At 71.2% G+C, this 22,612-nt stretch carries 23 protein-coding genes; 13 read left to right on the top strand and 10 right to left on the bottom strand.

The annotated features are described in order from the left end of the window. Window positions 1–109: 109 nt before the first annotated feature. Window positions 110–829, top strand: coding sequence for a response regulator transcription factor (locus tag IEZ05_RS04065; protein WP_189228605.1), 720 nt, complete (start codon window positions 110–112; stop codon window positions 827–829). Then, window positions 826–2,253: a sensor histidine kinase gene (locus tag IEZ05_RS04060; RefSeq protein WP_189228604.1), complete on the top strand. Its 1,428-nt coding sequence runs from the start codon at window positions 826–828 to the stop codon at window positions 2,251–2,253. Before IEZ05_RS04065 ends, IEZ05_RS04060 begins: the two co-directional genes overlap by 4 nt. A 25-nt stretch (window positions 2,254–2,278) precedes the next feature. Here IEZ05_RS04060 and IEZ05_RS04055 read toward each other — a convergent pair whose 3' ends face one another. The 4 genes from IEZ05_RS04055 to IEZ05_RS04040 form a co-directional block, all read right to left on the bottom strand. After that, entirely contained in the window at window positions 2,279–2,755 is a 477-nt protein-coding gene (locus tag IEZ05_RS04055) for a MarR family winged helix-turn-helix transcriptional regulator (protein WP_189228603.1), read from the bottom strand. Window positions 2,756–2,859: 104 nt separating this feature from the next. Next, window positions 2,860–3,636, bottom strand: coding sequence for an AIM24 family protein (locus IEZ05_RS04050; RefSeq protein ID WP_189228602.1), 777 nt, complete (start codon window positions 3,634–3,636; stop codon window positions 2,860–2,862). Beyond that, window positions 3,633–4,283, bottom strand: a complete 651-nt coding sequence (locus tag IEZ05_RS04045) for an AIM24 family protein (protein ID WP_189228601.1) — start codon at window positions 4,281–4,283, stop codon at window positions 3,633–3,635. The genes IEZ05_RS04050 and IEZ05_RS04045 overlap by 4 nt, the downstream gene beginning before the upstream one ends. A gap of 1 nt (window position 4,284) precedes the next feature. Continuing rightward, entirely contained in the window at window positions 4,285–4,917 is a 633-nt protein-coding gene (locus IEZ05_RS04040; protein ID WP_189229206.1) for an AIM24 family protein, read from the bottom strand. A 182-nt stretch (window positions 4,918–5,099) separates the two neighbouring features. Here IEZ05_RS04040 and IEZ05_RS04035 point away from each other — a divergent pair, with 182 nt between their 5' ends. The 5 genes from IEZ05_RS04035 to IEZ05_RS04015 all read left to right on the top strand — a co-directional run bounded on the left by IEZ05_RS04035 (window position 5,100) and on the right by IEZ05_RS04015 (window position 8,490). Continuing rightward, window positions 5,100–5,444, top strand: a complete 345-nt coding sequence (locus IEZ05_RS04035) for a DUF3817 domain-containing protein (protein ID WP_189228600.1) — start codon at window positions 5,100–5,102, stop codon at window positions 5,442–5,444. Further along, window positions 5,441–5,734, top strand: coding sequence for an MTH1187 family thiamine-binding protein (locus tag IEZ05_RS04030; RefSeq protein WP_030187368.1), 294 nt, complete (start codon window positions 5,441–5,443; stop codon window positions 5,732–5,734). Before IEZ05_RS04035 ends, IEZ05_RS04030 begins: the two co-directional genes overlap by 4 nt. Window positions 5,735–5,810: 76 nt before the next feature. Then, entirely contained in the window at window positions 5,811–6,320 is a 510-nt protein-coding gene (locus tag IEZ05_RS04025) for a MarR family winged helix-turn-helix transcriptional regulator (protein WP_189228599.1), read from the top strand. 56 nt (window positions 6,321–6,376) lie between these two features. Next, window positions 6,377–6,715, top strand: a complete 339-nt coding sequence (locus IEZ05_RS04020) for a DUF3817 domain-containing protein (protein ID WP_189228598.1) — start codon at window positions 6,377–6,379, stop codon at window positions 6,713–6,715. A gap of 74 nt (window positions 6,716–6,789) precedes the next feature. After that, complete coding sequence (locus tag IEZ05_RS04015) at window positions 6,790–8,490, top strand: acyl-CoA mutase large subunit family protein (RefSeq protein WP_189228597.1); 1,701 nt, start codon at window positions 6,790–6,792, stop codon at window positions 8,488–8,490. A gap of 40 nt (window positions 8,491–8,530) precedes the next feature. On the opposite strand, the gene IEZ05_RS04010 is transcribed toward IEZ05_RS04015, so the two are convergent. Next, window positions 8,531–9,172 (bottom strand): TetR/AcrR family transcriptional regulator, encoded by a 642-nt coding sequence (locus IEZ05_RS04010; protein ID WP_189228596.1) that lies wholly within the window; start codon window positions 9,170–9,172, stop codon window positions 8,531–8,533. A gap of 249 nt (window positions 9,173–9,421) precedes the next feature. On the opposite strand from IEZ05_RS04010, the gene IEZ05_RS04005 reads away from it, so the two are divergent. From IEZ05_RS04005 to IEZ05_RS03990, 4 genes are all read left to right on the top strand, one after another. Further along, window positions 9,422–10,399 carry a tetratricopeptide repeat protein gene (locus IEZ05_RS04005; protein ID WP_189228595.1) on the top strand — a complete coding sequence of 326 codons (978 nt, stop codon included), beginning with the start codon at window positions 9,422–9,424 and terminating at the stop codon, window positions 10,397–10,399. Between the two features lie 651 nt (window positions 10,400–11,050). Continuing rightward, the gene (locus tag IEZ05_RS04000) at window positions 11,051–11,683 is read left to right on the top strand and encodes a DUF6230 family protein (RefSeq protein WP_189228594.1); all 633 of its coding nucleotides are present in this window, start codon (window positions 11,051–11,053) and stop codon (window positions 11,681–11,683) included. Window positions 11,684–11,800: 117 nt separating this feature from the next. Further along, window positions 11,801–12,376, top strand: a complete 576-nt coding sequence (locus IEZ05_RS03995) for a DUF6114 domain-containing protein (RefSeq protein WP_189228593.1) — start codon at window positions 11,801–11,803, stop codon at window positions 12,374–12,376. Beyond that, window positions 12,366–13,772: a hypothetical protein gene (locus tag IEZ05_RS03990; protein ID WP_189228592.1), complete on the top strand. Its 1,407-nt coding sequence runs from the start codon at window positions 12,366–12,368 to the stop codon at window positions 13,770–13,772. The genes IEZ05_RS03995 and IEZ05_RS03990 overlap by 11 nt, the downstream gene beginning before the upstream one ends. Before the next feature lie 90 nt (window positions 13,773–13,862). Here IEZ05_RS03990 and pyk read toward each other — a convergent pair whose 3' ends face one another. The 3 genes from pyk to pta form a co-directional block, all read right to left on the bottom strand. Then, complete coding sequence (gene pyk, locus IEZ05_RS03985; protein WP_189228591.1) at window positions 13,863–15,293, bottom strand: pyruvate kinase; 1,431 nt, start codon at window positions 15,291–15,293, stop codon at window positions 13,863–13,865. A gap of 73 nt (window positions 15,294–15,366) precedes the next feature. Then, on the bottom strand, window positions 15,367–16,584 hold the full coding sequence (locus IEZ05_RS03980) for an acetate kinase (protein WP_189228590.1): 1,218 nt from the start codon (window positions 16,582–16,584) through the stop codon (window positions 15,367–15,369). After that, entirely contained in the window at window positions 16,581–18,674 is a 2,094-nt protein-coding gene (gene pta / locus IEZ05_RS03975) for a phosphate acetyltransferase (protein WP_189228589.1), read from the bottom strand. Before pta ends, IEZ05_RS03980 begins: the two co-directional genes overlap by 4 nt. A 256-nt stretch (window positions 18,675–18,930) precedes the next feature. Here pta and IEZ05_RS03970 point away from each other — a divergent pair, with 256 nt between their 5' ends. After that, a complete protein-coding gene (locus IEZ05_RS03970) occupies window positions 18,931–19,956 on the top strand; it encodes an ATP-dependent 6-phosphofructokinase (protein ID WP_189228588.1) in 1,026 nt (341 codons plus the stop codon). A gap of 46 nt (window positions 19,957–20,002) precedes the next feature. On the opposite strand, the gene IEZ05_RS03965 is transcribed toward IEZ05_RS03970, so the two are convergent. Next, window positions 20,003–20,968: a helix-turn-helix transcriptional regulator gene (locus tag IEZ05_RS03965; protein ID WP_189228587.1), complete on the bottom strand. Its 966-nt coding sequence runs from the start codon at window positions 20,966–20,968 to the stop codon at window positions 20,003–20,005. A gap of 183 nt (window positions 20,969–21,151) precedes the next feature. Here IEZ05_RS03965 and IEZ05_RS03960 point away from each other — a divergent pair, with 183 nt between their 5' ends. Then, the gene (locus tag IEZ05_RS03960; RefSeq protein ID WP_189228586.1) at window positions 21,152–21,838 is read left to right on the top strand and encodes an alpha/beta fold hydrolase; all 687 of its coding nucleotides are present in this window, start codon (window positions 21,152–21,154) and stop codon (window positions 21,836–21,838) included. 10 nt (window positions 21,839–21,848) lie between these two features. On the opposite strand, the gene IEZ05_RS03955 is transcribed toward IEZ05_RS03960, so the two are convergent. Continuing rightward, on the bottom strand, window positions 21,849–22,565 hold the full coding sequence (locus IEZ05_RS03955) for a helix-turn-helix domain-containing protein (protein WP_189228585.1): 717 nt from the start codon (window positions 22,563–22,565) through the stop codon (window positions 21,849–21,851). Window positions 22,566–22,612 lie beyond the last annotated feature (47 nt).

Raw genomic sequence — 22,612 nt, 5'->3', positions numbered from 1 at the left:
AGTCGTTGACTGTCGCTCCGTTCGAAGTCCCCACTGTCACCGGCCGACGCTGAGGGCAGCCTGAAGCCGCCTGAAGGGATCTTCAGCTTCGTTCTGGAACCCTTGTGCCATGCGCCCGCCCGTCACCCACCACCCTGCCCGAGGCGCTTCGCGCCGCCCCTCCCGAATCTTGATCGTGGAGGACGAGAAGCGGCTGGCCCTGTCGCTCGCCAAGGGACTGAGCGCCGAGGGCTATGCCGTGGACGTCGTCCACGACGGGCTGGAGGGACTGCACCGGGCCTCCGAGGGCGCGTACGACCTCGTCCTCCTCGACATCATGCTGCCCGGCCTCAACGGCTACCGGGTCTGCGCCGCCCTGCGCGCCGCCGGGCACGACGTGCCGATCCTCATGCTCACCGCCAAGGACGGCGAGTACGACGAGGCGGAGGGCCTGGACACGGGCGCCGACGACTACCTCACCAAGCCCTTCTCGTACGTCGTCCTCGTCGCCCGTGTGAAGGCGCTGCTGCGGCGTCGGGCCCAGGGCGCCGAGTCCTCGCCCGTGCACGTCCACGGGGACCTGAAGGTCGACACCGCCGCCCGTCGGGTGTTCCTCGGTGAGGATGAAGTCGCCCTCACCGCGAAGGAGTTCGCCGTCCTGGAGGAGCTCGTGGTGCGGGCCGGGCAGGTGGTGTCCAAGGCGGAGATCCTGGAGCACGTCTGGGACTTCGCCTACGACGGCGACCCCAACATCGTCGAGGTGTACGTCAGCGCGCTGCGGCGCAAGCTGCGCGCCGGGCTCATCCGGACCGTGCGCGGCGCCGGATACCGGCTGGAGGCCGGGCGATGAGCCGGCTCCTCGGATCCGTCCGGGCCCGCGCGACCCTCGCCGCCACCCTCGTCGTGGCCGTCGCCCTCGTCGCGGCGGGCACCGCCGTGCTGCTGTCCCTGCGCTCCAACCTGCTCGGCGAGGCCGGCACCCAGGCGGAACGCTCCGCGCGGGAGGTCGCCGCCGAGCTCTCCGTCGGCACGCCGTACCGCGATCTGTCGCTGGACGTGGACGACCGGCCGGTGCAGGTCGTCGACGAGGACGGCAGGCTGGTCGCCGCCGGCGAGGACCTGGAGCGGATCAGCGGCACCGGTGTCGCCGCGGTGAAGCCGCTGCCGGCCGCCACGGGGGAGCGCGGTGGCGACGACGGCCGGGACGACGAGGACGACGACTCCGGCGACTCCCTCGAACCCGGCGAGATCGGCGAGCGGACCACCGTCAGCGACGGTTCGGCGACGATCGACGGCGAGACGGAGGACTACCGGTTCGCCGCCGTACCCGTGGAGACCCGGGACAAGGGCCGGCTCACCGTCTACGCCGGTGCCCCGCTGTCCGCCGAGCACGGCGCCGTCGACACCGCGCTGACCGTGATGCTGATCGGCTTCCCGGCGCTGCTCGCGGTCGTGGCGTGGGTGACCTGGCTGGTCACCCGGCGCGCGCTGCGCCCGGTGGAGGGCATCCGCCGGGAGATGGCCGCGATCACCGCCAGTCAGGACCTCGCCCGGCGCGTCCCGGTGCCGGACACCCACGACGAGATCGCCCGGCTCGCCTCCACGACCAACGAGACGCTGGCCGCGCTGGAGAGCTCGGTGGAGCGGCAGCGGCGGTTCGTCGCGGACGCCTCGCACGAACTGCGCAGCCCGATCGCCTCGCTGCGGACCCAGCTGGAGGTGGCCGCCGCCCATCCCGAGCTGCTCGACCTGGACGGCGCCGTCGAGGACACCGTACGGCTGCAGCGGCTCGCCGCCGACCTGTTGCTGCTGGCCAGGCTGGACGCGGGGGAGCGGCCCGCCGACGCGCAGGTCGACCTCGCCGCGCTGGCGCGTGCGCAGGCGCAGGCGCAGGGCCGGGCCGGGGTGGGCGTGCGGGCCGAGGACGCCGTGGTGGTCGCCGGATCGCGGGGACAGCTGGAGCGGGTGCTGGCCAATCTGCTCGACAACGCCCAGCGGCACGCGCGCTCGGCGGTGGAGGTGTCCGTGCGCCGGGACGGCGGCGTGGCGGTGGCCGCGGTGGCCGACGACGGAGAGGGCGTGCCGCCGGCCGACCGGGAGCGGATCTTCGAACGGTTCGTACGGCTCGACGCCGCCCGCAGCCGCGACGACGGCGGGGCCGGTCTCGGGCTCGCCATCGCCCGTGACGTCGCCGTGCGGCACGGCGGCACGCTCACGGTCCGCGACGCGCCGGCAGGCGGCGCCCTGTTCGAGCTCCGCCTGCCGGTCGCCTAGGGCGTATCGAGGGGGTCGTCCGGGGTCAGGGACGTCCTCGCTGGCCGCGCAGGTGCTCCGCGATGGGCCTGAGCGCCTTGTCGAGCTCCGTCAGGGCCTCGGGGGCCAGCAGGTCGATGAAGTGCCTGCGCACGGACGCCACGTGGTGCGGCGCGACCTTCCGCATGGTCTCCAGGCCGTGCTCGGTGAGGACGGCGTAGAGTCCGCGGCGGTCGGACTCGCAGTTCTCCCGCCGGACCAGGTTCGCGTTCTCCATGCGGGTGATCTGGTGGGAGAGGCGGCTCTTGGACTGGAGGGTGGCTGAGGCCAGATCGCTCATCCGCATCCGGTCGTCCTCGGACTCGGAGAGGTTCACCAGGATTTCGTAGTCGTTCATTGTCAGGCCGAACGGCTGCAGGTCCTTCTCGAGCTGGTGCGTCAACAGCCTGTTGACCTCCAGGTGGGTGCGCCAGGCACACTGCTCCGTATCGGTCAGCCAGCGGGTGGCCGTCTCGGTCTCCATGAATGAAGTCTACCTAAAAAGTTGAAAGGCGAACTAGTGAGGGGTTCTGTGTGACGGTGAGACGGGTGCGCACGCGTTCGATGTCACACTCCGCAGGTTACCGCTCACAGCCCGAAGCGGCGTTGGAGGTCTCCCAGCTGTCCGGGAAGCCCCGGTACCCCTGACCGGCCCCCCGGCACGCCCTGAGCCCCGCCGCCGGGCACGCCCGCCTGCTGCGGAGTGACCCCCGTGGCCTGCTCCGCCATCAGCGTCTCGCTCGACTGCAGCAGCACCGTCCCCGCCCCCGTGAACTCGAACTGGTGCTCCTCCCCGGAGGCGCCGCCCAGGCCCGTCATCGCACGTAGACCGCCCAGCAGGCCGGTCATGTACCCGTGGTCGTAGTGATGGCAGGGCGAGGGGCAGTCGGCCCAGCCGACCAGGGCCTGCGGGTCCACCCGGATCGGAGGTTCGACGAACACCACCGGACCGTTTGACGCGGCCACGAACTTTCCGGTTCCGATCAGGGTCAGAAAACCCGGCACGATCGACTGCTTGAGAGCGAGACTTGGCTGAAAAGCGAGCAAGTTGCCCGAGCGAATGGTCAGATTGCCGTCCTCGAGGTCGTACGAATTGACGTCGAAGGCCCGGTCGGCGAGCAGCATCTTGCCCGTCCCCTCCGCCACGACCCAGTCGCTCGCGTGCAGAGGCGAATGGAAGGACGTGCGCACCAGACGGTCCAGCCGGCCGTGCCCGATCCCCTGGAAATCGATCGTCCCGTAGTAGGCGATCATCTTCCCCTTCTGCAGGAACCACCGGCTCCCCGTGAGCTCCACGCAGAAGGTGTACGCGTTGACGTTGTCGTCGGCCGGCAGCGTCGCCGGGTCGTGGTGGACGGTGCTCACAGCTTCTCCTCGGACGCCTGGACGTACACCGTGCCGCTGCCGCTCAGCTCCAGCTGGAACGCCTCGCCGGAGCCGCGCCCCACCATGTCCCGCCAGCCCAGCGCCGTGGACAGCCTGTTGCGGACGTCGCCGTGGTGGGCGACGTACGCCTGCGGGTCGACGTGCACCGACCGGTGCGGGGTGACGGGCACCTCGAAGACGCCCCCGTGGGCCATGACCGCCACCGCGCCGTGCCCGCGCAGCGTGGTCGTGAACAGCCCCTGCCCGCTGACCTGGCCGCGCACCATGCCCATGACCCCGCCCTGCGAGCCCAGGAACATCGTCCCCTGCTCCAGGGTGCCCTCGAAGGCGAGGAGCCGGTCCGCCTCGACGTACAGCGTGTCGCCGGAGAGGTGGACGACCTGCACGTGGTGGCCGCCGTGCCCGAAGAACACCGTGCCGCTGCCCTCGACGGTCATCAGCGGGGTGTCCTCGTTCGCCACCCGGCGGCCGATCATCGACACGACGCCGCCCCGGCCGCCGGTCAGGTTCGGGGTGAAGGACACGTCCCCCTGGTACGCGAGCATCGCGCCGCGCTGACTGAACAGCCGCTGCCCGGGCCTCACGGTCGCCCGGACCATCTTGGAGTTCACTTCCTCGAAGGCCATGTCACACGTCCCCCGCGATCGTGTTCCGCTCGCTCGGCTGCACGTACACCAGTCCGTCGCCCTCGAAGCGGATCTGGAAGGCCTCCCCGCCGCCCTCGCCCAGCAGCGTGCGGAAGGTCACACCCGACTGGAAGGACTGCCGCAGGTTCCCCTGGTGCGCGACGTACGCCCCGGGGTCCACGGTCAGCGGGTACTGCGCGCTCACCCGCAGCACCACCGCCGGACCGTCCGACATGATCGCCGCCTGTCCGTTCCCCTCGACCGTCGTGGTGAACAGCCCGTTGCCCTGCGCGGCGCCGCGGGTCCCCGTGAAGCTGGTGCCCGTGCGCAGCCCGGCGTCGGCCGCCAGGAAGTTGCTGGACTCGACGTACAGCTTGTCGCCCCGGAGTCCCACCAGGGTGATCTCCGAGGCCCGGTCCGCGAACCAGCAGGTCCCCTGCCCCCTCACCTCCATCACCGTAATCTGCTCGCCGGTGAGCCGCCGGGTCACCATGCCCCGGAGGCCCTCACCGCCGCCGCTCAGCTTCTTGAAGGCCATCTCCCCGTCGTACGCGACCATCGAGCCGTTCTTCGCCTTCACGGCGTCCCCGGTCATGTCGACGGCGAGCACCTTGCTGCCTTGGAGTCGGAACATCGCCACAAATGAGAACGTAGCCGTCAGATGGGTCCGCCGACAGGCCCCACGGGGGGACACCGACCCCCTCACCCGGACGTGCCGCGGGTTTGCCACAATGGACGGGCGCTTGTGAGTGTGTTCACAAAGCGCCGGCTCGCGATCGATCCCGCCCCCATCCCCTCTCCCACCGAAGGTGACCCGTGGACCTCAAGACCGCCACCGCCCTCCGCCGCCTCCGCCTGGTCTCGGGCCCCGAGGCGATCTCGTTCCTCCTGCTGCTCGTCTGCTCGGTCCTGAAGCGGACCACGGACTTCAACGCGGTGCCGGTCATGGGGGCGATCCACGGCATCCTCTTCGTGCTGTACGTCCTCTTCTGGGCGGACGCCTGGAACCGCGCCAAGTGGCCCTTCGGTACGGCCGCCCTCTACTTCGTCCTCTCGGTGCTGCCGACCGGCGGCTTCTTCGCCGAGCGCAAGCTCAAGCGGGAGGCCGAGAACGCGGTCATCGCCTCGCGCGCCCGCCAGGAAGGGGTCGTCAACGCATGATCGTCGCCTTCTCCGTGACGCCCCTGGGTGTCGGCGAGGACGTCGGGGAATACGTGGCCGACGCGGTCCGGGTGGTCCGCGAGTCCGGGCTGCCGAACCGCACCGACGCGATGTTCACGTCCGTCGAGGGCGAGTGGGACGAGGTCATGGACGTCGTCCGGCGCGCCGTCGCCGCCGTCGAGGCGCGGGCACCGCGGGTGTCCCTGGTCCTCAAGGCGGACATCCGCCCCGGTGTGACGGACGGCCTCACCTCCAAGGTCGAGACGGTGGAGCGCCACCTTGCCGGGTGACGCGGCCGGCGGGCGGTGGTATCGAGGGGCGAGACGGGGCTGACCGGCATGTGACCGGCCGGTAAGGTCTGATGCCGTGCCGAAGCCCCTCAGCCTCTCCTTCGATCCCATCGCCCGCGCCGACGAACTCTGGAAGCAGCGCTGGGGCGGCGTCCCCTCCATGGCGGCGATCACCTCGATCATGCGCGCCCACCAGATCCTGCTGGCCGAGGTGGACGCGGTGGTCAAGCCCTACGGCCTGACGTTCGCGCGCTACGAGGCGCTGGTGCTGCTCACCTTCTCCAAGTCGGGCGAGCTGCCGATGTCCAAGATCGGCGAACGGCTCATGGTGCACCCCACCTCCGTGACGAACACCGTCGACCGCCTGGTCAGGTCGGGTCTGGTCGACAAGCGCCCCAACCCCAACGACGGCCGCGGCACGCTCGCCAGCATCACCGACAAGGGCCGCGAGGTCGTCGAGTCGGCCACCCGCGACCTCATGGCGATGGACTTCGGTCTCGGCGCGTACGACGCCGAGGAGTGCGGCGAGATCTTCGCGATGCTGAGGCCCCTGCGGGTGGCGGCGGGGGACTTCGACGAGGAGTGAGGCCGTCGGCGGGCCCGCCGCAAGATCGCCCGAAACGGGTGGTTACGCTCGTGGGCATGAAAAAGAGCGTGCTGACCCGCTACCGCGTCATGGCGTACGTCACCGGTGTCCTGCTGATCGCCCTGTGCCTGGGCATGATCGCCAAGTACGCCCTGGAGATGGACGGCGCCGCCGACTTCACCCGGGTCGTCAGCATCGCCCACGGCTGGCTGTACGTCATCTACCTCGTCTTCGCCTTCGACCTGGGCTCCAAGGCGAAGTGGCCGGTCAAGAAGCAGCTCTGGGTGCTGCTCGCGGGGACCGTCCCGACGGCCGCCTTCTTCGTGGAGCGGAAGATCAGCCGGGAGCTGGACGCCAAGGTCGCCCGGCCCGCACCGGCGCCCGCCAAGGCCTGACCCCACCGCCGTACGGACACCCGTACGGCGGTACCCCATCGACATTTACTTGGACGTCCTAGTAAATTCGAAGTATGGACGCTGACGCCATAGAAGAAGGCCGCCGTCGGTGGCAGGCTCGCTACGACGCCGCGCGCAAGCGTGACGCCGACTTCACCACGCTCTCCGGCGATCCCGTGGAGCCGGTGTACGGGCCCCGGGACGGGGACCGGTACCAGGGGTTCGAGCGGATCGGGTGGCCGGGGGAGTACCCCTTCACCCGGGGGCTGTATCCCACCGGCTACCGAGGGCGGACGTGGACCATCCGGCAGTTCGCCGGGTTCGGGAACGCCGAGCAGACCAACGAGCGGTACAAGATGATCCTCCGCAACGGCGGAGGGGGGCTCTCCGTCGCCTTCGACATGCCGACGCTGATGGGCCGCGACTCCGACGACCCGCGCTCGCTGGGCGAGGTCGGGCACTGCGGGGTCGCCATCGACTCGGCCGCCGACATGGAGGTGCTGTTCAAGGACATCCCGCTCGGCGACGTGACGACCTCCATGACGATCAGTGGGCCCGCCGTACCCGTGTTCTGCATGTACCTCGTCGCCGCCGAGCGGCAGGGCGTCGACGCCTCCGTGCTCAACGGCACGCTCCAGACGGACATCTTCAAGGAGTACATCGCCCAGAAGGAGTGGCTCTTCCAGCCCGAGCCGCACCTGCGCCTCATCGGCGACCTGATGGAGTACTGCGCGGCCGGCATCCCCGCCTACAAGCCGCTCTCCGTCTCCGGGTACCACATCCGCGAGGCCGGGGCGACGGCCGCGCAGGAGCTGGCGTACACGCTGGCGGACGGTTTCGGGTACGTCGAGCTGGGGCTCAGCCGGGGGCTGGACGTCGACGTCTTCGCGCCCGGGCTGTCCTTCTTCTTCGACGCGCACGTCGACTTCTTCGAGGAGATCGCCAAGTTCCGCGCGGCCCGGCGCATCTGGGCGCGCTGGATGCGGGACGTCTACGGCGCGAAGAGCGAGAAGGCGCAGTGGCTGCGGTTCCACACCCAGACCGCCGGGGTCTCGCTGACCGCCCAGCAGCCGTACAACAACGTCGTCCGCACCGCCGTGGAGGCGCTGGCAGCCGTGCTCGGCGGGACCAACTCCCTGCACACCAACGCCCTGGACGAGACCCTCGCCCTGCCCAGCGAGCAGGCCGCCGAGATCGCCCTGCGGACCCAGCAGGTGCTGATGGAGGAGACCGGCGTCGCCAACGTCGCCGACCCGCTGGGCGGTTCCTGGTTCGTCGAGCAGCTCACGGACCGGATCGAGGCGGACGCGGAGAAGATCTTCGAGCAGATCAAGGAGCGCGGGCTGCGCGCCCACCCGGACGGGCAGCACCCCATCGGCCCGATCACCTCCGGCATCCTGCGTGGCATCGAGGACGGCTGGTTCACCGGCGAGATCGCCGAGTCCGCCTTCCGCTACCAGCAGGCGCTGGAGAAGGACGACAAGAAGGTCGTCGGCGTCAACGTCCACACCGGCTCCGTCACCGGTGACCTGGAGATCCTGCGGGTCAGCCACGAGGTCGAGCGCGAGCAGGTGCGGGTGCTGGGCGAGCGCAAGGGGGCCCGGGACGACGCGGCCGTGCGCTCCGCGCTGGACGCGATGCTCGCCGCGGCGCGGTCCGGCGGGAACATGATCGAGCCGATGCTGGACGCGGTGCGGGCCGAGGCCACGCTCGGGGAGATCTGCGGGGTGCTGCGGGACGAGTGGGGGGTGTACACGGAGCCGGCGGGCTTCTAGCCGCCGGTCCAGGTCGAAAGGCCGGTCGGGTCCCGGTCGGTCAGGAGGTGGGGGCGGGCCGGTCGGGCGGCTGAGCGGTCAGGCCCCACAGCAGTACCTGGGTGAACCCCCGTACCCACTCGCCGTCCGCCGGTTCCGCGCTGACCAGGGTGCGGTGCACCACCGCACCCGCCACCACGTCGAAGACGAGGTCCGCGGTGCGGGCGGCCTCGGCCGGGTCGGTCTCGGCGGGCAGCTCGCCGCGCGCCTGGGCGCGGGCCCTGCCCTCCAGCACCAGGCGCTTCTGCCGGTCGACGATGGAGGCGCGGATGCGTTCGCGCAGCGCGTCGTCACGCGTGGACTCGGCCACCACCGCCATCAGCCCGCTCTTGGCCTCCGGCCGGGCCAGGATCGCCGCGAACTGCAGCACGACGCCCTCGATGTCGGCGGCCAGGCAACCGAGGTCGGGCAGTTCGAGTTCGTCGAAGAGCTCCGCGACCGCGTCCACGACGAGTTCGTTCTTGCCCGCCCAGCGGCGGTACAGGGTCGTCTTGGCAACCCCGGCCCGCGTCGCCACGTCTCCCAGGGTGAGCTTCGACCAGCCGAGGTCCACCAGGGCCGCCCGTGTCGCGGCCAGGATCGCGGTGTCCGCGGCGGCGCTGCGCGGGCGCCCGGCACGGCCGGCGGGGGTGCTGCTCTGCATGTCCCGACCATAACCGGCGCGTTTGGGCCCGCCGGCCGTGAGGGAGATCACCGGGGCGGGGTGTTCCGACGGGCCGTCATGGCATTACGCTACGACTCGTAGCGAAAGCGCGGGTACGCCCGTGCCCGAGCGACGACCACGGGCGCAGGGTGGGGACCCGGCGCCGGACAACCGTGCCGACGGCACACGTCAGGGCGGGCTTTCACACCGCTTTTCACACACGCGCGCAGGACAGGGGAGGATAGACCCATGCAGCCACGGAACATGTCCATGAGCGGGGTCGTCGACCTCGCCGCGGTGAAGGCGGCCCAGGAGGCCAAGGCCAAGGCGGAGCAGGCGCGCGCCGAGGCCGCCCGGCACGGTGGAGCGGGGGGCGTCTCCCCGGCCGATCTCGTCATCGACGTCGACGAGGCCCGCTTCGAGAGCGACGTCCTGCAGCGTTCCACCGAGGTCCCGGTCGTCATCGACTTCTGGGCCGAGTGGTGCGAGCCCTGCAAGCAGTTGAGCCCCGTCCTGGAGCGGCTCGCCGTCGAGTACAACGGGCGCTTCCTCCTTGCCAAGATCGACGTCGACGCCAACCAGATGCTGATGCAGCAGTTCGGCGTCCAGGGCATCCCGGCCGTGTTCGCGGTCGTGGCCGGACAGGCGCTGCCTCTCTTCCAGGGCGCCGCCGGTGAGGCGCAGATCCGTCAGACCCTGGACCAGCTGGTGCAGGTCGCCGAGCAGCGCTTCGGCCTGACCGGCCTCGTCGTCGACCCGGAGGCGGAGCCGGGCGCGGAGCGGGCCGCCGCCCCCGAGCGTCCGGCCGGACCGCACGACGCGGCACTGGAGGCCGCGGTGCAGGCGCTGGACGCCGGGGACCTGGCCGGCGCCGTCCGCGCGTACAAGAACGTGCTCAGCGACGACCCGGGCAACACCGAGGCCAAACTGGGCCTCTCCCAGGCCGAGTTGCTCCAGCGCGTGCAGGACGCCGACCCGCAGCGGGTCCGTCAGGACGCGGCCGACAAGCCGGACGACGCGCAGGCGCAGATCGCCGCCGCCGACCTGGACCTGGTGGGCGGGCACGTCGAGGACGCCTTCGGCCGGCTCGTCGACACGGTGCGCCGCACGGCCGGGGACGACCGGGACGCCGTACGGATGCGGCTGCTGGAGCTGTTCGAGGTGGTCGGTGCCGACGATCCGCGGGTGACCGCGGCGCGCAGGGCACTCGCCCGCGCCCTGTTCTAGAGGGCGCTCCGGGGCCCGTTCGCCGGGCGGTCGCGGACCGTCCGGCCGGGTGATGCCCGAGTGGGAGAACTGCCGACGAGACGTCAGTGCGGCCGCGCTTTACCAAATCTTGGTAATCGCGGCCGCTGTTACTGCCAGTAAGTCGCAGACGTCGTTCTGTCGGATTCTGTCCAGCGATCAATAGTTTTGTTCCGCCCTCATGGCACACCCAGCGTCGCCGTCCGGGACCGGTGTGTCGTCCCGCGGTTATCCGGCCGTTACTAGCGAGTAATGAACCCCTTGTGTCGGCGGCGAGAATGCACCACGATCGGCGACGCTCGGTCCATTCCCGTACCCCGAAAGCCAATCGGGTCGCGGGGGTTCCTGGGTCCCCACCGAGCAGAGCCGGCGGCAGTGGGCCGGCTCTTGGGCAGGGGGGTCTTCACCCACCCGGTGAAGCCTGTCCAGCAGGGTTGTGCGTGATGCGTGTCAGGCGCGACCAGTGGTTGTCGCTCGGGGGTGATCGCCGGTGATTCGGGCGCGTTGTACGTGCCGCCGAGCGCGGGCGCTCTCCTTCCCGAGGACGTAGCACTTCTCCCATCCCTGCCAGGCCGAGCCGCCGATCCGGCGGCGGGCCGAGGCCAGGAGATGTACGTCCGAGAAGGAGGAAATATGGAGTCCCAGGTGCGTGGCGGGACCAGATGGAAGCGGTTCGCCGTCGTCATGGTGCCCAGCGTGGCCGCGACGGCCGCGATAGGCGTGGCGCTGGCGCAGGGTGCCCTGGCCGCGTCGTTCAGCGTTTCCGGCCAGTCGTTCAAGGTGACGGCGGAGCAGCTCGACGGTACGGGCTTCGTCCAGTACGGGGCGATCGACTCGGGTTACACGCTCGACGGACAGAAGACGGCTCACCCCGTCGCCGTCTCGGCGTTCAAGTCCGCGTCCATCAAGGGCATGTGCCAGTCCGTGGTCACCCCGGACATCCCGCTGATCGGTTCGGTCAGCCTGATGCTCAAGGCGGGCGGTGGCAGCACCCCGGTCGAGGCCGAGAACCTGTACATCGACGTCGAGCAGCTCGAGGCCGATGCCACCTTCCGCGGCATCGACATCGGTGTGGCCGCCAAGGACGCCACCAAGGGTCCCGGCATCAAGAAGGGCGACACCGCGAACCCGTACGGGTTCTCGCAGCAGGCCGACTCGGCCACGCTGAAGAACGTGAAGCAGACGGCGTGGGCGACCACCGCCGGAACCTTCAAGCTCAGCGGTCTGAAGATGTCGCTGTCCAAGGGTGTCAAGGAGTGCTACTAAGCACTCGCTGACGGGCGGGGGAGCCGATGGCGCCCCCGCCCGTCCACTCTCCGGCCGCGCCTTCGCGCACGGCCCACATCTCCACCACAGCAAAGCCGTACCAGGGAGCTGTTTTCCATGAGCGCCGAGACTCCTGCCGCCACCGGCCAGTTCACCCGCCGTAGGCTGCAGTTCCGTGCCTGGAGAGGTGCGCGGCCGTTCTGGGCCGGTCTGTTCGTCGCCCTCGGCGGACTCCCCATCGCCTACTTCCCGTACGCGAACCTCCAGATCGGACACCTGACGCTGGCGATGGCCACCACCGCGGGCGCCGGGTCCCTGATCATCGGCGTGCTGCTGGTCGTCCTGGGCGTCAGCCTGTGGTTCCAGAAGCACGTCCGGGTCTTCGCGGGCGTGGCGGCGATCCTGCTGGCGCTGGTGTCCATCCCCGTGTCCAACCTCGGTGGTTTCCTCATCGGTTTCCTGCTCGCGCTGGTCGGCGGAGCGATGGCCGTGTCGTGGGTACCGGGTCAGCCGCCGCAGGCCGAGCCGCCGGTGGAGGGCAAGGGAACGGGCGACGCGCCCGAGGGCGTGGTCCCCGGCATCCCGGTGCCCGACGCCACGGTGCCGCAGCCGCGGGACGGTGTGGAAGAGCCGAACGATCTGTCAGGAACGAGCCCGGCCAACGGGGCGAACGGGAGGCACAGTGCCGGCTGACGAGGTGACCCGCGGGACTGACGTGGAGGCGTCCCGTGCGAGAACCGGGCCGCGCCACGCGGCACCCAAGAAGCCGTTGTTCACCAGGTTCCACATGCCGGCCGGGAAGGCGATAGCCCTGGCGGCGATGCCCACGGCGGTCCTCATGGGGATGGGGTTCACGCCGACGCTGGCCCTCGCCGACGGCAACGACGCGGCGCCGCCGTCGAACAGCCTGACGGCCGACGAGTACAAGGACTGCGTGGCGGCCCTCGAGGACGCCGAGAAGGGCCCCTCGGAGTCCCCCACGCCGTCGCCCTCGGCGACCGACGGGGCGGACGACGAGAAGGCCGACGACAACGAGGCCGACGACAAGGGCGACGCGACGGAGCCCGACCCCTCGGCCTCCGGTGACGCGGACCAGGACAGTGGCAAGGGCGCCGAGCAGGGCGCCGGTTCGACCTCTTCGCCGGATTCAGGTTCCGACGACAAGGCCGAGCCCGCACCCTCCGCGTCCTCCGGGGCGCAGAGCCAGGAGACGGCGTCCGGGACGGAGACCCCGTCGCCCTCGCCGTCCGAGAGCGACAGCGGAGGCGTGCTGAAGGACCTCGGCGACGCCATCGGGGGCATCCTCACCGGCGGCAAGGCCGAGGAGAGTCCGAGCCCCACGCCCACCCCCTCGGCGTCCGCGAGCGCCGGCGAGGGTGCCGGTGAGAGCGCCGCGAAGGACGCCTCCGACACCGTGGAGGACACGGTCGAGAAGGCCACCGACGCGGCGACGGACACCGCGAAGGACGCCACCGACGCGGCGTCCGGGGCGGCCGAGGACACCGGGAAGACGGTGGACGAGGCCGCCGACGAGGCCGCGGAGGCGACGGAGGCCGCCGAGGACGCCACGGCCTCGCCCAGCCCCGACGCCTCCGAGAGCGCCGGCACGGACGTGGACGACTGCCCGGTCGCCACGGACGCGGAGGGCGGCGTCGACAACAAGGTGCCGCTGCCGGACGACCCCTGGTACCTGAACGCCAGCTCGCTGCTGCTCAAGGGCGCCTCGTACAAGGGCGTCGTGGAGGTCAGGACGGCCAACGGCACCACCAAGAAGGTGCTGAAGTACGTCATCTCGAACGGCACCGACATCGGCGACCTGCACCAGACGGTGAAGGACGAGCAGTCCGGCAAGACCTACCACGTGCAGGCGGCCCAGGGCTCGACGTCCACGATCCGCGACGGCGAGACCGTGATGTACACCGAGAGCATCTCGGGCAACCTGCTCGGGCTGATCCCGATCACCTTCGATCCGGAGAACCCGCCGCCGCTGGACATCCCGCTGATCTACTTCACCAAGGTGACGGTCGTCCAGGCCGGCCAGTTCGGCGGGACCCTGCACATCCCCGGGCTGCACCAGTACACGACCTGAGCGCACCCCCAGGCCCGTTCCGGGAGCCGCGAAAGAGCGAGGGCGCCCCCTGACCACAGGGGGCGCCCTCGTCGTGCACCGCGGGCGGCGTCAGGCGCGACGCGACTCGCCGAGGTGGTGCACACGGACCATGTTGGTGGTGCCGGGCACGCCGGGGGGCGAACCGGCGGTGATCACGACGATGTCGCCGTCGTTGAAGCGGCTGAGCTTCACCATCTCCTGGTCCACCAGCTCGACCATCTCGTCCGTGCTGTTGACGAACGGCACCACGTACGGCTCCACGCCCCAGCTGAGCGCCAGCTGGTTGCGGGTGGACTCGTCGGTGGTGAAGGCCAGGATCGGCTGGGCCGCGCGGTAGCGGGACAGGCGGCGCGCGGTGTCGCCGGACTGGGTGAAGGCCACCAGGCCCTTGCCGCCGAGGAAGTCGGCGATCTCGGCGGCGGCACGGGCCACCGAACCGCCCTGCGTGCGCGGCTTCTTGCCCGGCACCAGCGGCTGGAGGCCCTTGGAGAGCAGCTCCTGCTCGGCCGCGGTGACGATCTTCGACATCGTCTTCACGGTCTCGATCGGGTACGCGCCCACGGACGACTCCGCCGACAGCATGACCGCGTCCGCGCCGTCCAGGATCGCGTTGGCCACGTCGGAGGCCTCGGCGCGGGTCGGCCGGGAGTTGGTGATCATCGACTCCATCATCTGGGTCGCCACGATCACCGGCTTGGCGTTGCGCCGGCACAGCTCGATGAGGCGCTTCTGCACCATGGGGACCTTCTCGAGCGGGTACTCGACGGCCAGGTCGCCGCGGGCCACCATGACGGCGTCGAACGCCATCACGACGTCCTCCATGTTGTCCACCGCCTGCGGCTTCTCCACCTTGGCGATGACGGGGACCCGGCGGCCCTCCTCGTCCATCACACGGTGGACGTCGGCCACGTCCTTGGCGTCCCGGACGAAGGACAGCGCGACCATGTCGCAGCCCATGCGCAGCGCGAAGCGGAGGTCCTCGACGTCCTTCTCGGACAGCGCGGGGACGTTCACCGCGGCGCCGGGCAGGTTGATGCCCTTGTGGTCGGAGATGACACCGCCCTCGATGACGATCGTCCGCACCCGGGGGCCGTCGACCTCGGTGACCTTCAGCTCGACGTTGCCGTCGTTGATGAGCACCTGGTCGCCCTTGGCCACGTCGCCGGGCAGGCCCTTGTACGTCGTGCCGCAGATCGTCCGGTCGCCCGGCACGTCCTCGGTGGTGATGGTGAACTCGTCACCGCGCACCAGCTCGACGGGGCCCTCGGCGAAGGTCTCCAGGCGGATCTTGGGGCCCTGCAGGTCGGCGAGGACACCGATGGCCCTGCCGGTCTCCTTGGCGGCGGCCCGCACACGGTCGTAACGCCCCTGGTGCTCGGCGTGAGTTCCGTGGCTGAAGTTGAAGCGGGCCACGTTCATGCCGGCTTCGATCAGCGCGACGAGCTGCTCGTGGGAGTCGACCGCGGGGCCGAGAGTACAGACGATTTTCGAACGGCGCATGGGGCGATCCTATCGGTTTGTTTCGCTGCGGAATATTCCGTCTGGCGGAAAATACAAAAGGGCGGGATGCCGCTCAGGTGAGATTCCCTGAACCAATTACCAGCGCGTAGGTTTGTGTCGCGATCTCCATTTCCTCGTCGGTCGGCACCACGGCCACCGCCACCCGCGCGGACGCGGGCGAGATCAGCCGCGCCGCGTCGCCGCGCACCGCGTTGAGGTCCGCGTCGACGGCCAGGCCCAGTCCCTCCAGGCCCGCCACGGCAGCTTCCCGCACCGGCGCCGCGTTCTCCCCGACCCCGGCCGTGAAGGCGACCGCGTCCACCCGTCCGAGAACGGCGTAATAGGCGCCGATGTACTTCTTCAGCCGGTGAATGTAGATGTCGAAGGCGAGCCGCGCCCGCTCGTCGCCCTCGTCCACCCGGCGGCGGATCTCCCGCATGTCGTTGTCGCCGCACAGGCCGAACAGACCGCTCCTCTTGTTGAGGAAAGTGTCGATCTCGTCCGTGGACATTCCGCCAACGCGCTCCAAATGGAAGATGACCGCAGGGTCCAGGTCTCCCGACCGCGTACCCATCACCAGTCCCTCCAAGGGCGTCAGTCCCATGGAGGTGTCCACGCACCGGCCGCCCTCGACCGCCGACGCCGAGGCGCCGTTGCCGAGGTGCAGCACGATGACGTTGACCTCCGACGGATCCTTGCCCAGTAGCCGCGCCGTCTCGCGGGAGACGTACGCGTGCGAGGTGCCGTGGAAGCCGTAGCGGCGGATGCGGTACCGGTCGGCGATCTTCGGGTCGATCGCGTAGCGCGCCGCGGACTCCGGCATCGTGGTGTGGAACGCCGTGTCGAAGACGGCCACCTGGGGCAGGTCGGGGCGGAGCGCCCGCGCGGTGCGGATGCCGGTGAGGTTGGCCGGGTTGTGCAGCGGTGCCACCGGGATCAGCCGCTCGATCTCCGTCAGCACGGAGTCGTCGACGAGGGTGGGCTCGGTGAAGAACATGCCCCCGTGCACGACCCGGTGCCCGATCGCGGCCAGCTCCGGGGACTCCAGGCCCAGACCGTCCCGGCTCAGTTCCCCGGCGACCGCCTTCAGGGCGGCCTCGTGGTCGGCGATGGGGCCGTTCTGTTCGCGGGTGTCACCGCCGGCCACGTGGGTGTGCTTGAGCCGGGAGGTCTGCTCGCCGATCCGCTCGACGAGGCCCACCGCCAGCCGGCTGTTGTCGCGCATGTCGAGCAGCTGGTACTTCACCGACGAGGAGCCGGAGTTGAGGACGAGGACGCGGGTGCCACTCACAGGTCGGACGCCTTCTCACTGGGGGACTGCTGGGCCTGGATCGCCGTGATGGCGACGGTGTTGACGATGTCCTGGACGAGCGCGCCCCGGGACAGGTCGTTGACCGGCTTGCGCAGGCCCTGGAGGACCGGGCCGACGGCGATGGCGCCGGCCGAGCGCTGCACGGCCTTGTACGTGTTGTTGCCGGTGTTCAGGTCGGGGAAGATCAGCACGCTGGCCTGCCCGGCGACCTCCGAGCCGGGCAGCTTGGTCGCGGCGACCGACGGCTCGACGGCGGCGTCGTACTGGATCGGTCCCTCGACCCGGAGGTCGGGGCGGCGCGAGCGGACCAGGCCGGTCGCCTCGCGCACCTTGTCGACGTCCGCGCCGGAACCGGACGTGCCGGTCGAGTACGACAGCATCGCGATCCGCGGATCCACGCCGAACTGCGCCGCCGTGGACGCCGACTGCGTCGCGATGTCGGCGAGCTGCTCGGCGTTCGGGTCCGGGTTCACCGCGCAGTCGCCGTAGACGAGGACCTTGTCGGCCAGGCACATGAAGAAGACGGAGGAGACGATCGACGCCTCCGGCTTGGTCTTGATGATCTCGAAGGCCGGGCGGATGGTCGCCGCCGTCGAGTGCACGGACCCCGACACCATGCCGTCGGCCAGCCCCTCCTGCACCATCAGCGTGCCGAAGTAGTTGACGTCGGAGACGACGTCGTACGCCAGCTCCACCGTGACGCCCTTGTGGGCGCGCAGGGCGGCGTACTTCTCGGCGAAGGAGTCGCGCAGCTCGGACACCGCCGGGTCGATCAGCTGGGCGGCGCCGAGGTCGATGCCGAGGTCGGCGGCCTTCTTGCGGATCTGCTCCACGTTGCCGAGCAGCGTCAGTTCGCACACGCCCCGGCGCAGCAGCACCTCCGCCGCGTGCAGCACCCGCTCCTCGGTGCCCTCGGGCAGGACGACCCTGCGCAGGTCGGAGCGGGCCTGTTCGAGCAGCTTGTGCTCGAACATCATCGGGGTGACGCGGTCGCTGCTCGGCGCGGAGACCCGCTTGCTGAGGTCTGCGGTGTCGACGTACCGCTCGAAGAGGCCGAGGGCGGTCTCCGCCTTGCGCGGGGTGGCCGCGTTCAGCTTGCCCTCCAGGGAGAACAGCTGCTCGGCGGTGGGGAAGCTGTTGCCCGTCACCGAGAGCACCGGCGTGCCCGGGGCGAGCCGGGCGGCGAGGGTGAGGATGCCCTCGCCCGGCACCTCGTTCAGGGTCAGCAGCAGGCCGGCTATCGGCGGGGTGCCGGCGCTGTGCGCGGCCAGGGTGCCGATCACCAGGTCGGCCCGGTCGCCGGGGGTGATCACCAGGCAGCCGGGGGTCAGCGCGGCCAGCAGGTTGGGCAGCATGGCCCCGCCGAAGACGAAGTCCAGCGCGTCGCGGGCGAGACCCGAGTCGTCCCCGAGGATCACCTCGGCGCCGAGGGAGTGCGCGATCTGGGAGACGGTCGGCGCCGACAGCGCGGGCTCGTCGGGCACCACCCAGCAGGGCACCGGCAGCCGGTTCGCGAGGCGCTCGGCGATCTCGTCCCGGTCCTCGCGGGCGACCCGGTTGGTCACCATGGCGAGGACGTCGCAGCCCAGCCCGTCGTAGGCGCGGAAGGCGTTGACCGTCTCGGCGAGCACCGACTCGGCGGTCTGCTTGCGGCCGCCCACGACCGGGAGCACCGAGGCGCCGAACTCGTTGGCGAGCCGCGCGTTCAGCGACAGCTCGTCCGGGAGCTGGGTGCCGGCGAAGTCGGTGCCGAGGACGAGGACGACGTCGTAGTCGCGGGCGACCAGGTGGAACCGGTCGACCAGCGCGGACACCAGCTCGTCCGTGCCCTGTTCGGCCTGGAGGGCGGAGGCCTCCTGGTAGTCCAGGCCGTAGACCGTCGTGGGGTCCTGCGAGAGCCGGTAGCGGGAGCGCAGCAGCTCGAAGAGCCGGTCCGGCCCGTCGTGGACCAGGGGTCGGAAGACGCCGACCCGGTCGACCTGCCGGGTCAGGAGCTCCATGACCCCCAGCTCGACGACCTGCCGGCCGTCGCCGCGGTCGATACCGGTCACGTACACGCTGCGCGTCACGCGTGCTCTCCGTTTCGTCTGGTGGTTGTCCTGATGGCGGCTTTCCGGCGGCGGCTGTCCCCATGCACAAAAATCGCCCACCGGGGTGAGCAGAACCCTCTTGACAATACCTCTCCCAATAGATAAGGCGCCCGTCAGTGAGCGGCGCTCGAGGGCCGCTATGGTGCCGACCGTACGGAAGCGGCATCCCCTTGGGGGACGTGAAAGAATCGGACATGGCTCACCGGTGTCCACAGCGAGCAGGAGACACAGCACGATGCGTATCGGAGTTCTCACCGCAGGCGGCGACTGCCCCGGCCTGAACGCAGTGATCCGGTCGGTCGTGCACCGAGCGGTCGACAACTACGGCGACGAGGTCATCGGCTTCGAGGACGGCTACGCGGGCCTCCTGGACGGCCGTTACCGCGCCCTCGACCTGAACGCGGTCAGCGGCATCCTGGCGCGCGGCGGCACCATCCTCGGCTCCTCCCGGCTGGAGCGCGACCGGCTCCGCGAGGCCTGCGAGAACGCGGGCGACATGATCCAGAACTTCGGCATCGACGCGCTGATCCCGATCGGCGGCGAGGGCACGCTGACGGCGGCCCGGATGCTGTCCGACGCGGGTCTGCCGGTGGTCGGCGTGCCCAAGACGATCGACAACGACATCTCCTCCACCGACCGCACCTTCGGCTTCGACACGGCGGTCGGCGTGGCGACGGAGGCGATGGACCGCCTCAAGACCACCGCCGAGTCCCACCAGCGCGTGATGGTCGTCGAGGTCATGGGCCGGCACGCCGGCTGGATCGCCCTGGAGTCCGGCATGGCCGCCGGCGCCCACGGCATCTGCCTGCCCGAGCGGCCCTTCGACCCCGCCGACCTGGTCAAGATGGTCGAGGAGCGGTTCGCCCGCGGCAAGAAGTTCGCCGTCGTCTGCGTCGCCGAGGGCGCCCACCCCGTCGACGGCTCCATGGACTACGGCAAGGGCGCGATCGACAAGTTCGGCCACGAGCGCTTCCAGGGCATCGGCACGGCACTGGCGTACGAGCTGGAGCGCCGGCTCGGCAAGGAGGCCAAGCCGGTCATCCTCGGTCACGTCCAGCGCGGCGGCGTGCCGACCGCCTACGACAGGGTGCTCGCCACCCGCTTCGGCTGGCACGCGGTCGAGGCCGCGCACCGGGGCGAGTTCGGCCGGATGACCGCGCTGCGCGGCACGGACGTCGTCATGGTGCCCCTGGCCGAGGCCGTCACCGAGCTGAAGACGGTGCCGAAGGACCGCATGGACGAGGCCGAGTCGGTCTTCTAGCCGGGAACGGGGCCCGGCCCCGGCCGGGCCCGGCCCGCGCATCCGGTCAGGCCCGTTCCTCCGTCACCGCGGCGGTGAAGCGCGCCGCCAGCGCCCGGACTGCGGCCCGCAGTTCCTCCCCGCCGTCGACGCGGAAGGCGAACGGCAGCGTCGCCAGCCACTCCTGCGCGTACATGTCCGGGTTGCGGGTGCTGCCGACCAGCACGCACCCGTCCCCCGAGGGCTCGAGCCGCCCCATGGGCGGCCGGACCCACGGAGCCACCTCGCCCGGCGGGGCGTCGAACACCACGCGGGTGGCGAACTCCCAGCCGAGCCCCAGGTGCTCCTCCAACACCGCCACCGGATCCAGGTCCTCGGGCGGCTGGAAACCGTGCCCGGTCGGCCGGACCGCGCGGATCCGGTCGACCCGGTAGGTGCGGACCGCGTCGGCGCGCCGGGAGTGGCACAGCAGATACCAGCGCCCGTGGCGGACGACGAGGGACCAGGGTTCCACCTCGGCCTCCCCCTCGTTCCCGGCCTCGCTGCGGTACGTGACCAGCACGCGGCGCCGGGCCGCGACGGCGTCGACGAGGTCGCTGGTGACGGCCGGATCCGGGCGGACCGCGTACGGGTCGGGCGCGGCCGACGCGTACTCCCGCAGCAGTGCCGCCTGGCGGCCGACGCTCTCCGGCAGCGCCTTGACGACCTTGCCCAGGGCGGTGCCGACCAGGTCGTCGGCGTCGGCCGCGGCCGGCTGGTCGCCGAGCACCGCCATCACCAGGCCGAGCGCCTCGGCCTGCGTGAAGTGCACCGGGGGCAGCCGGGTACCGCGCCCCAGCCGGTACCCGCCGTGCGGCCCCCGGGCCGACTGCACGGGGATGCCGGCCTCCCTGAGGATCCCGACGTACCGGCGCGCGGCCCGCTCCGTGACGCCCAGCCGCGCGGCGAGGTCGCCGGCCGTCGTTCCGGGGCGGGCCCGGAGGATCTCCAGGGTGCGCAGCGCTCGCGCGGTGGGGCTGAGGTCGTTCGGCACGGGAGCAGGCTAGTCCGGCCGGCGGCTTCGGCGGTCGCCGGACGAACCGGCAGCGGATCGTCCGGATCTCCTCCTACGGTGAAGCCGCCGCGGGGAAGTCCTCGCGGCAGTGGAGCCCTGCCTCAGGTGACCCCTGCGTCAGGCGATCTCTGCTCCGACGAACCCTGAGAAGGGGAACCGACCATGGACATCCTGCTCGTCGGCGGCCTGTGGCTGGACGGGTCCGTGTGGGACCGCGTCGCGTCCGCGCTGGAGCCGCTCGGCCACCGCCCCGCGCCGCTCACCCTCCCCGGCCAGGGGGACGGCGCCGCGTCCGCGACGCTCGACGACCAGCTGGCGGCGGTGCTCGCCGCGGTGGACGCGGCGCCCGGCAGATGCCTGGTGGTGGGGCACTCCGCCGCCTGCACCCTGGCCTGGCTGGCCGCCGACCGGCGGCCGGAGCGAGTGGCCGAGGTCGCTCTCGTCGGCGGCTTCCCGACCGGCGACGGACAGCCGTACGCCGACTTCTTCGAGGTGCGCGACGGTGTCATGCCCTTCCCCGGCTGGGACCCGTTCGACGGGCCGGACGCCGCCGATCTCGACGCGGAGGCCAGGCGGCAGTTCGCGGCCGCCGCGATCCCCGTGCCCGAGGGCGTGGCCCGGGGCGTGGTGCGGCTCGCGGACGAGCGGCGGTTCGAGGTCCCGGTCCTGGTCGTGTGCCCGGAGTTCACCCCCGCACAGGCGCGGGAGTGGATCGCCGCCGGCGACGCCCCGGAACTCGCCCGGGCCGCGCGCGTCGGCTTCGCCGACATCGACTCGGGCCACTGGCCCATGATCACCAGGCCCGCCGAGCTCGCCCGGATCCTGGCCGCCGCCGCCGACGCGGTCTGACCGGCGCGCCTCACTGGGTGTGCTTGCGGACCACCGTCCAGAAGTGCTCCACGATCCGCTCGAGGTAGTCGCGGCCGGCCGCGCTCGAGTCGCCGCTGCCGCCGCCCCAGCTGAGGGTGGCGACCATGTGCCCCTGGTAGTCCTGGTGCAGTTCCTGGAGCACGTCCTCCAGGATCCGCCGGTCCAGCGGGGCGATCTTGGCGACCTGGCGGACGTACCCCTGCCAGCGGGTGTTCACCGCGCTGCGCAGCAGGTCGGCGAGTTTCCCGTCGCGCCCCGTGACGGTCACGAAGTCGGGCATCTCGAGGCCGAGCACGTCGGCGAGCGCGGAGGACTGGCGGTCGGTGCCGCGCCAGTCCTCCTTCTCCTCCATCTTCAGATAGGCGTCCAGACCGAGCCCGACGGCACGCGCGACGTCCTCCGGTGCCAGCCCGCGGGCGATGCGGTGCTCGCGCAGGGTCTGCGGGCGGCCGATGAGCTCACCGGGCGAGCACCACAGCACGCCCGCGAGGGCCGTGAGCTCGGAATTGCCGGGGGAGGCGAGCCCCCGCTCCCAGGCGACGACGAGGTCCGGGGTGACGTACGGCAGCCCGTACGACACCCGCATGCCGTGGGCGACGTGCTCGGGCCCCATGCCGAGGGCGGCACGGAGGCGGCGGGCGGCGAGGGCGTTGAACGGGGGACCCGACTGGTTCGGGTGAGGTGAGGGTCGGCGCACGGGCCACACCGTAGGGGGCCCCGGCCGACTTGACTACGGGCTGTTCACCCAGCGAT

Origin of the sequence: Streptomyces flaveolus (assembly GCF_014648815.1) — a bacterium.
Lineage (GTDB): Bacteria > Actinomycetota > Actinomycetes > Streptomycetales > Streptomycetaceae > Streptomyces > Streptomyces flaveolus.
The sequence above is the reverse complement of the archived record's forward strand: the minus strand, read 5'-3'. Positions and strand labels throughout refer to the sequence as shown.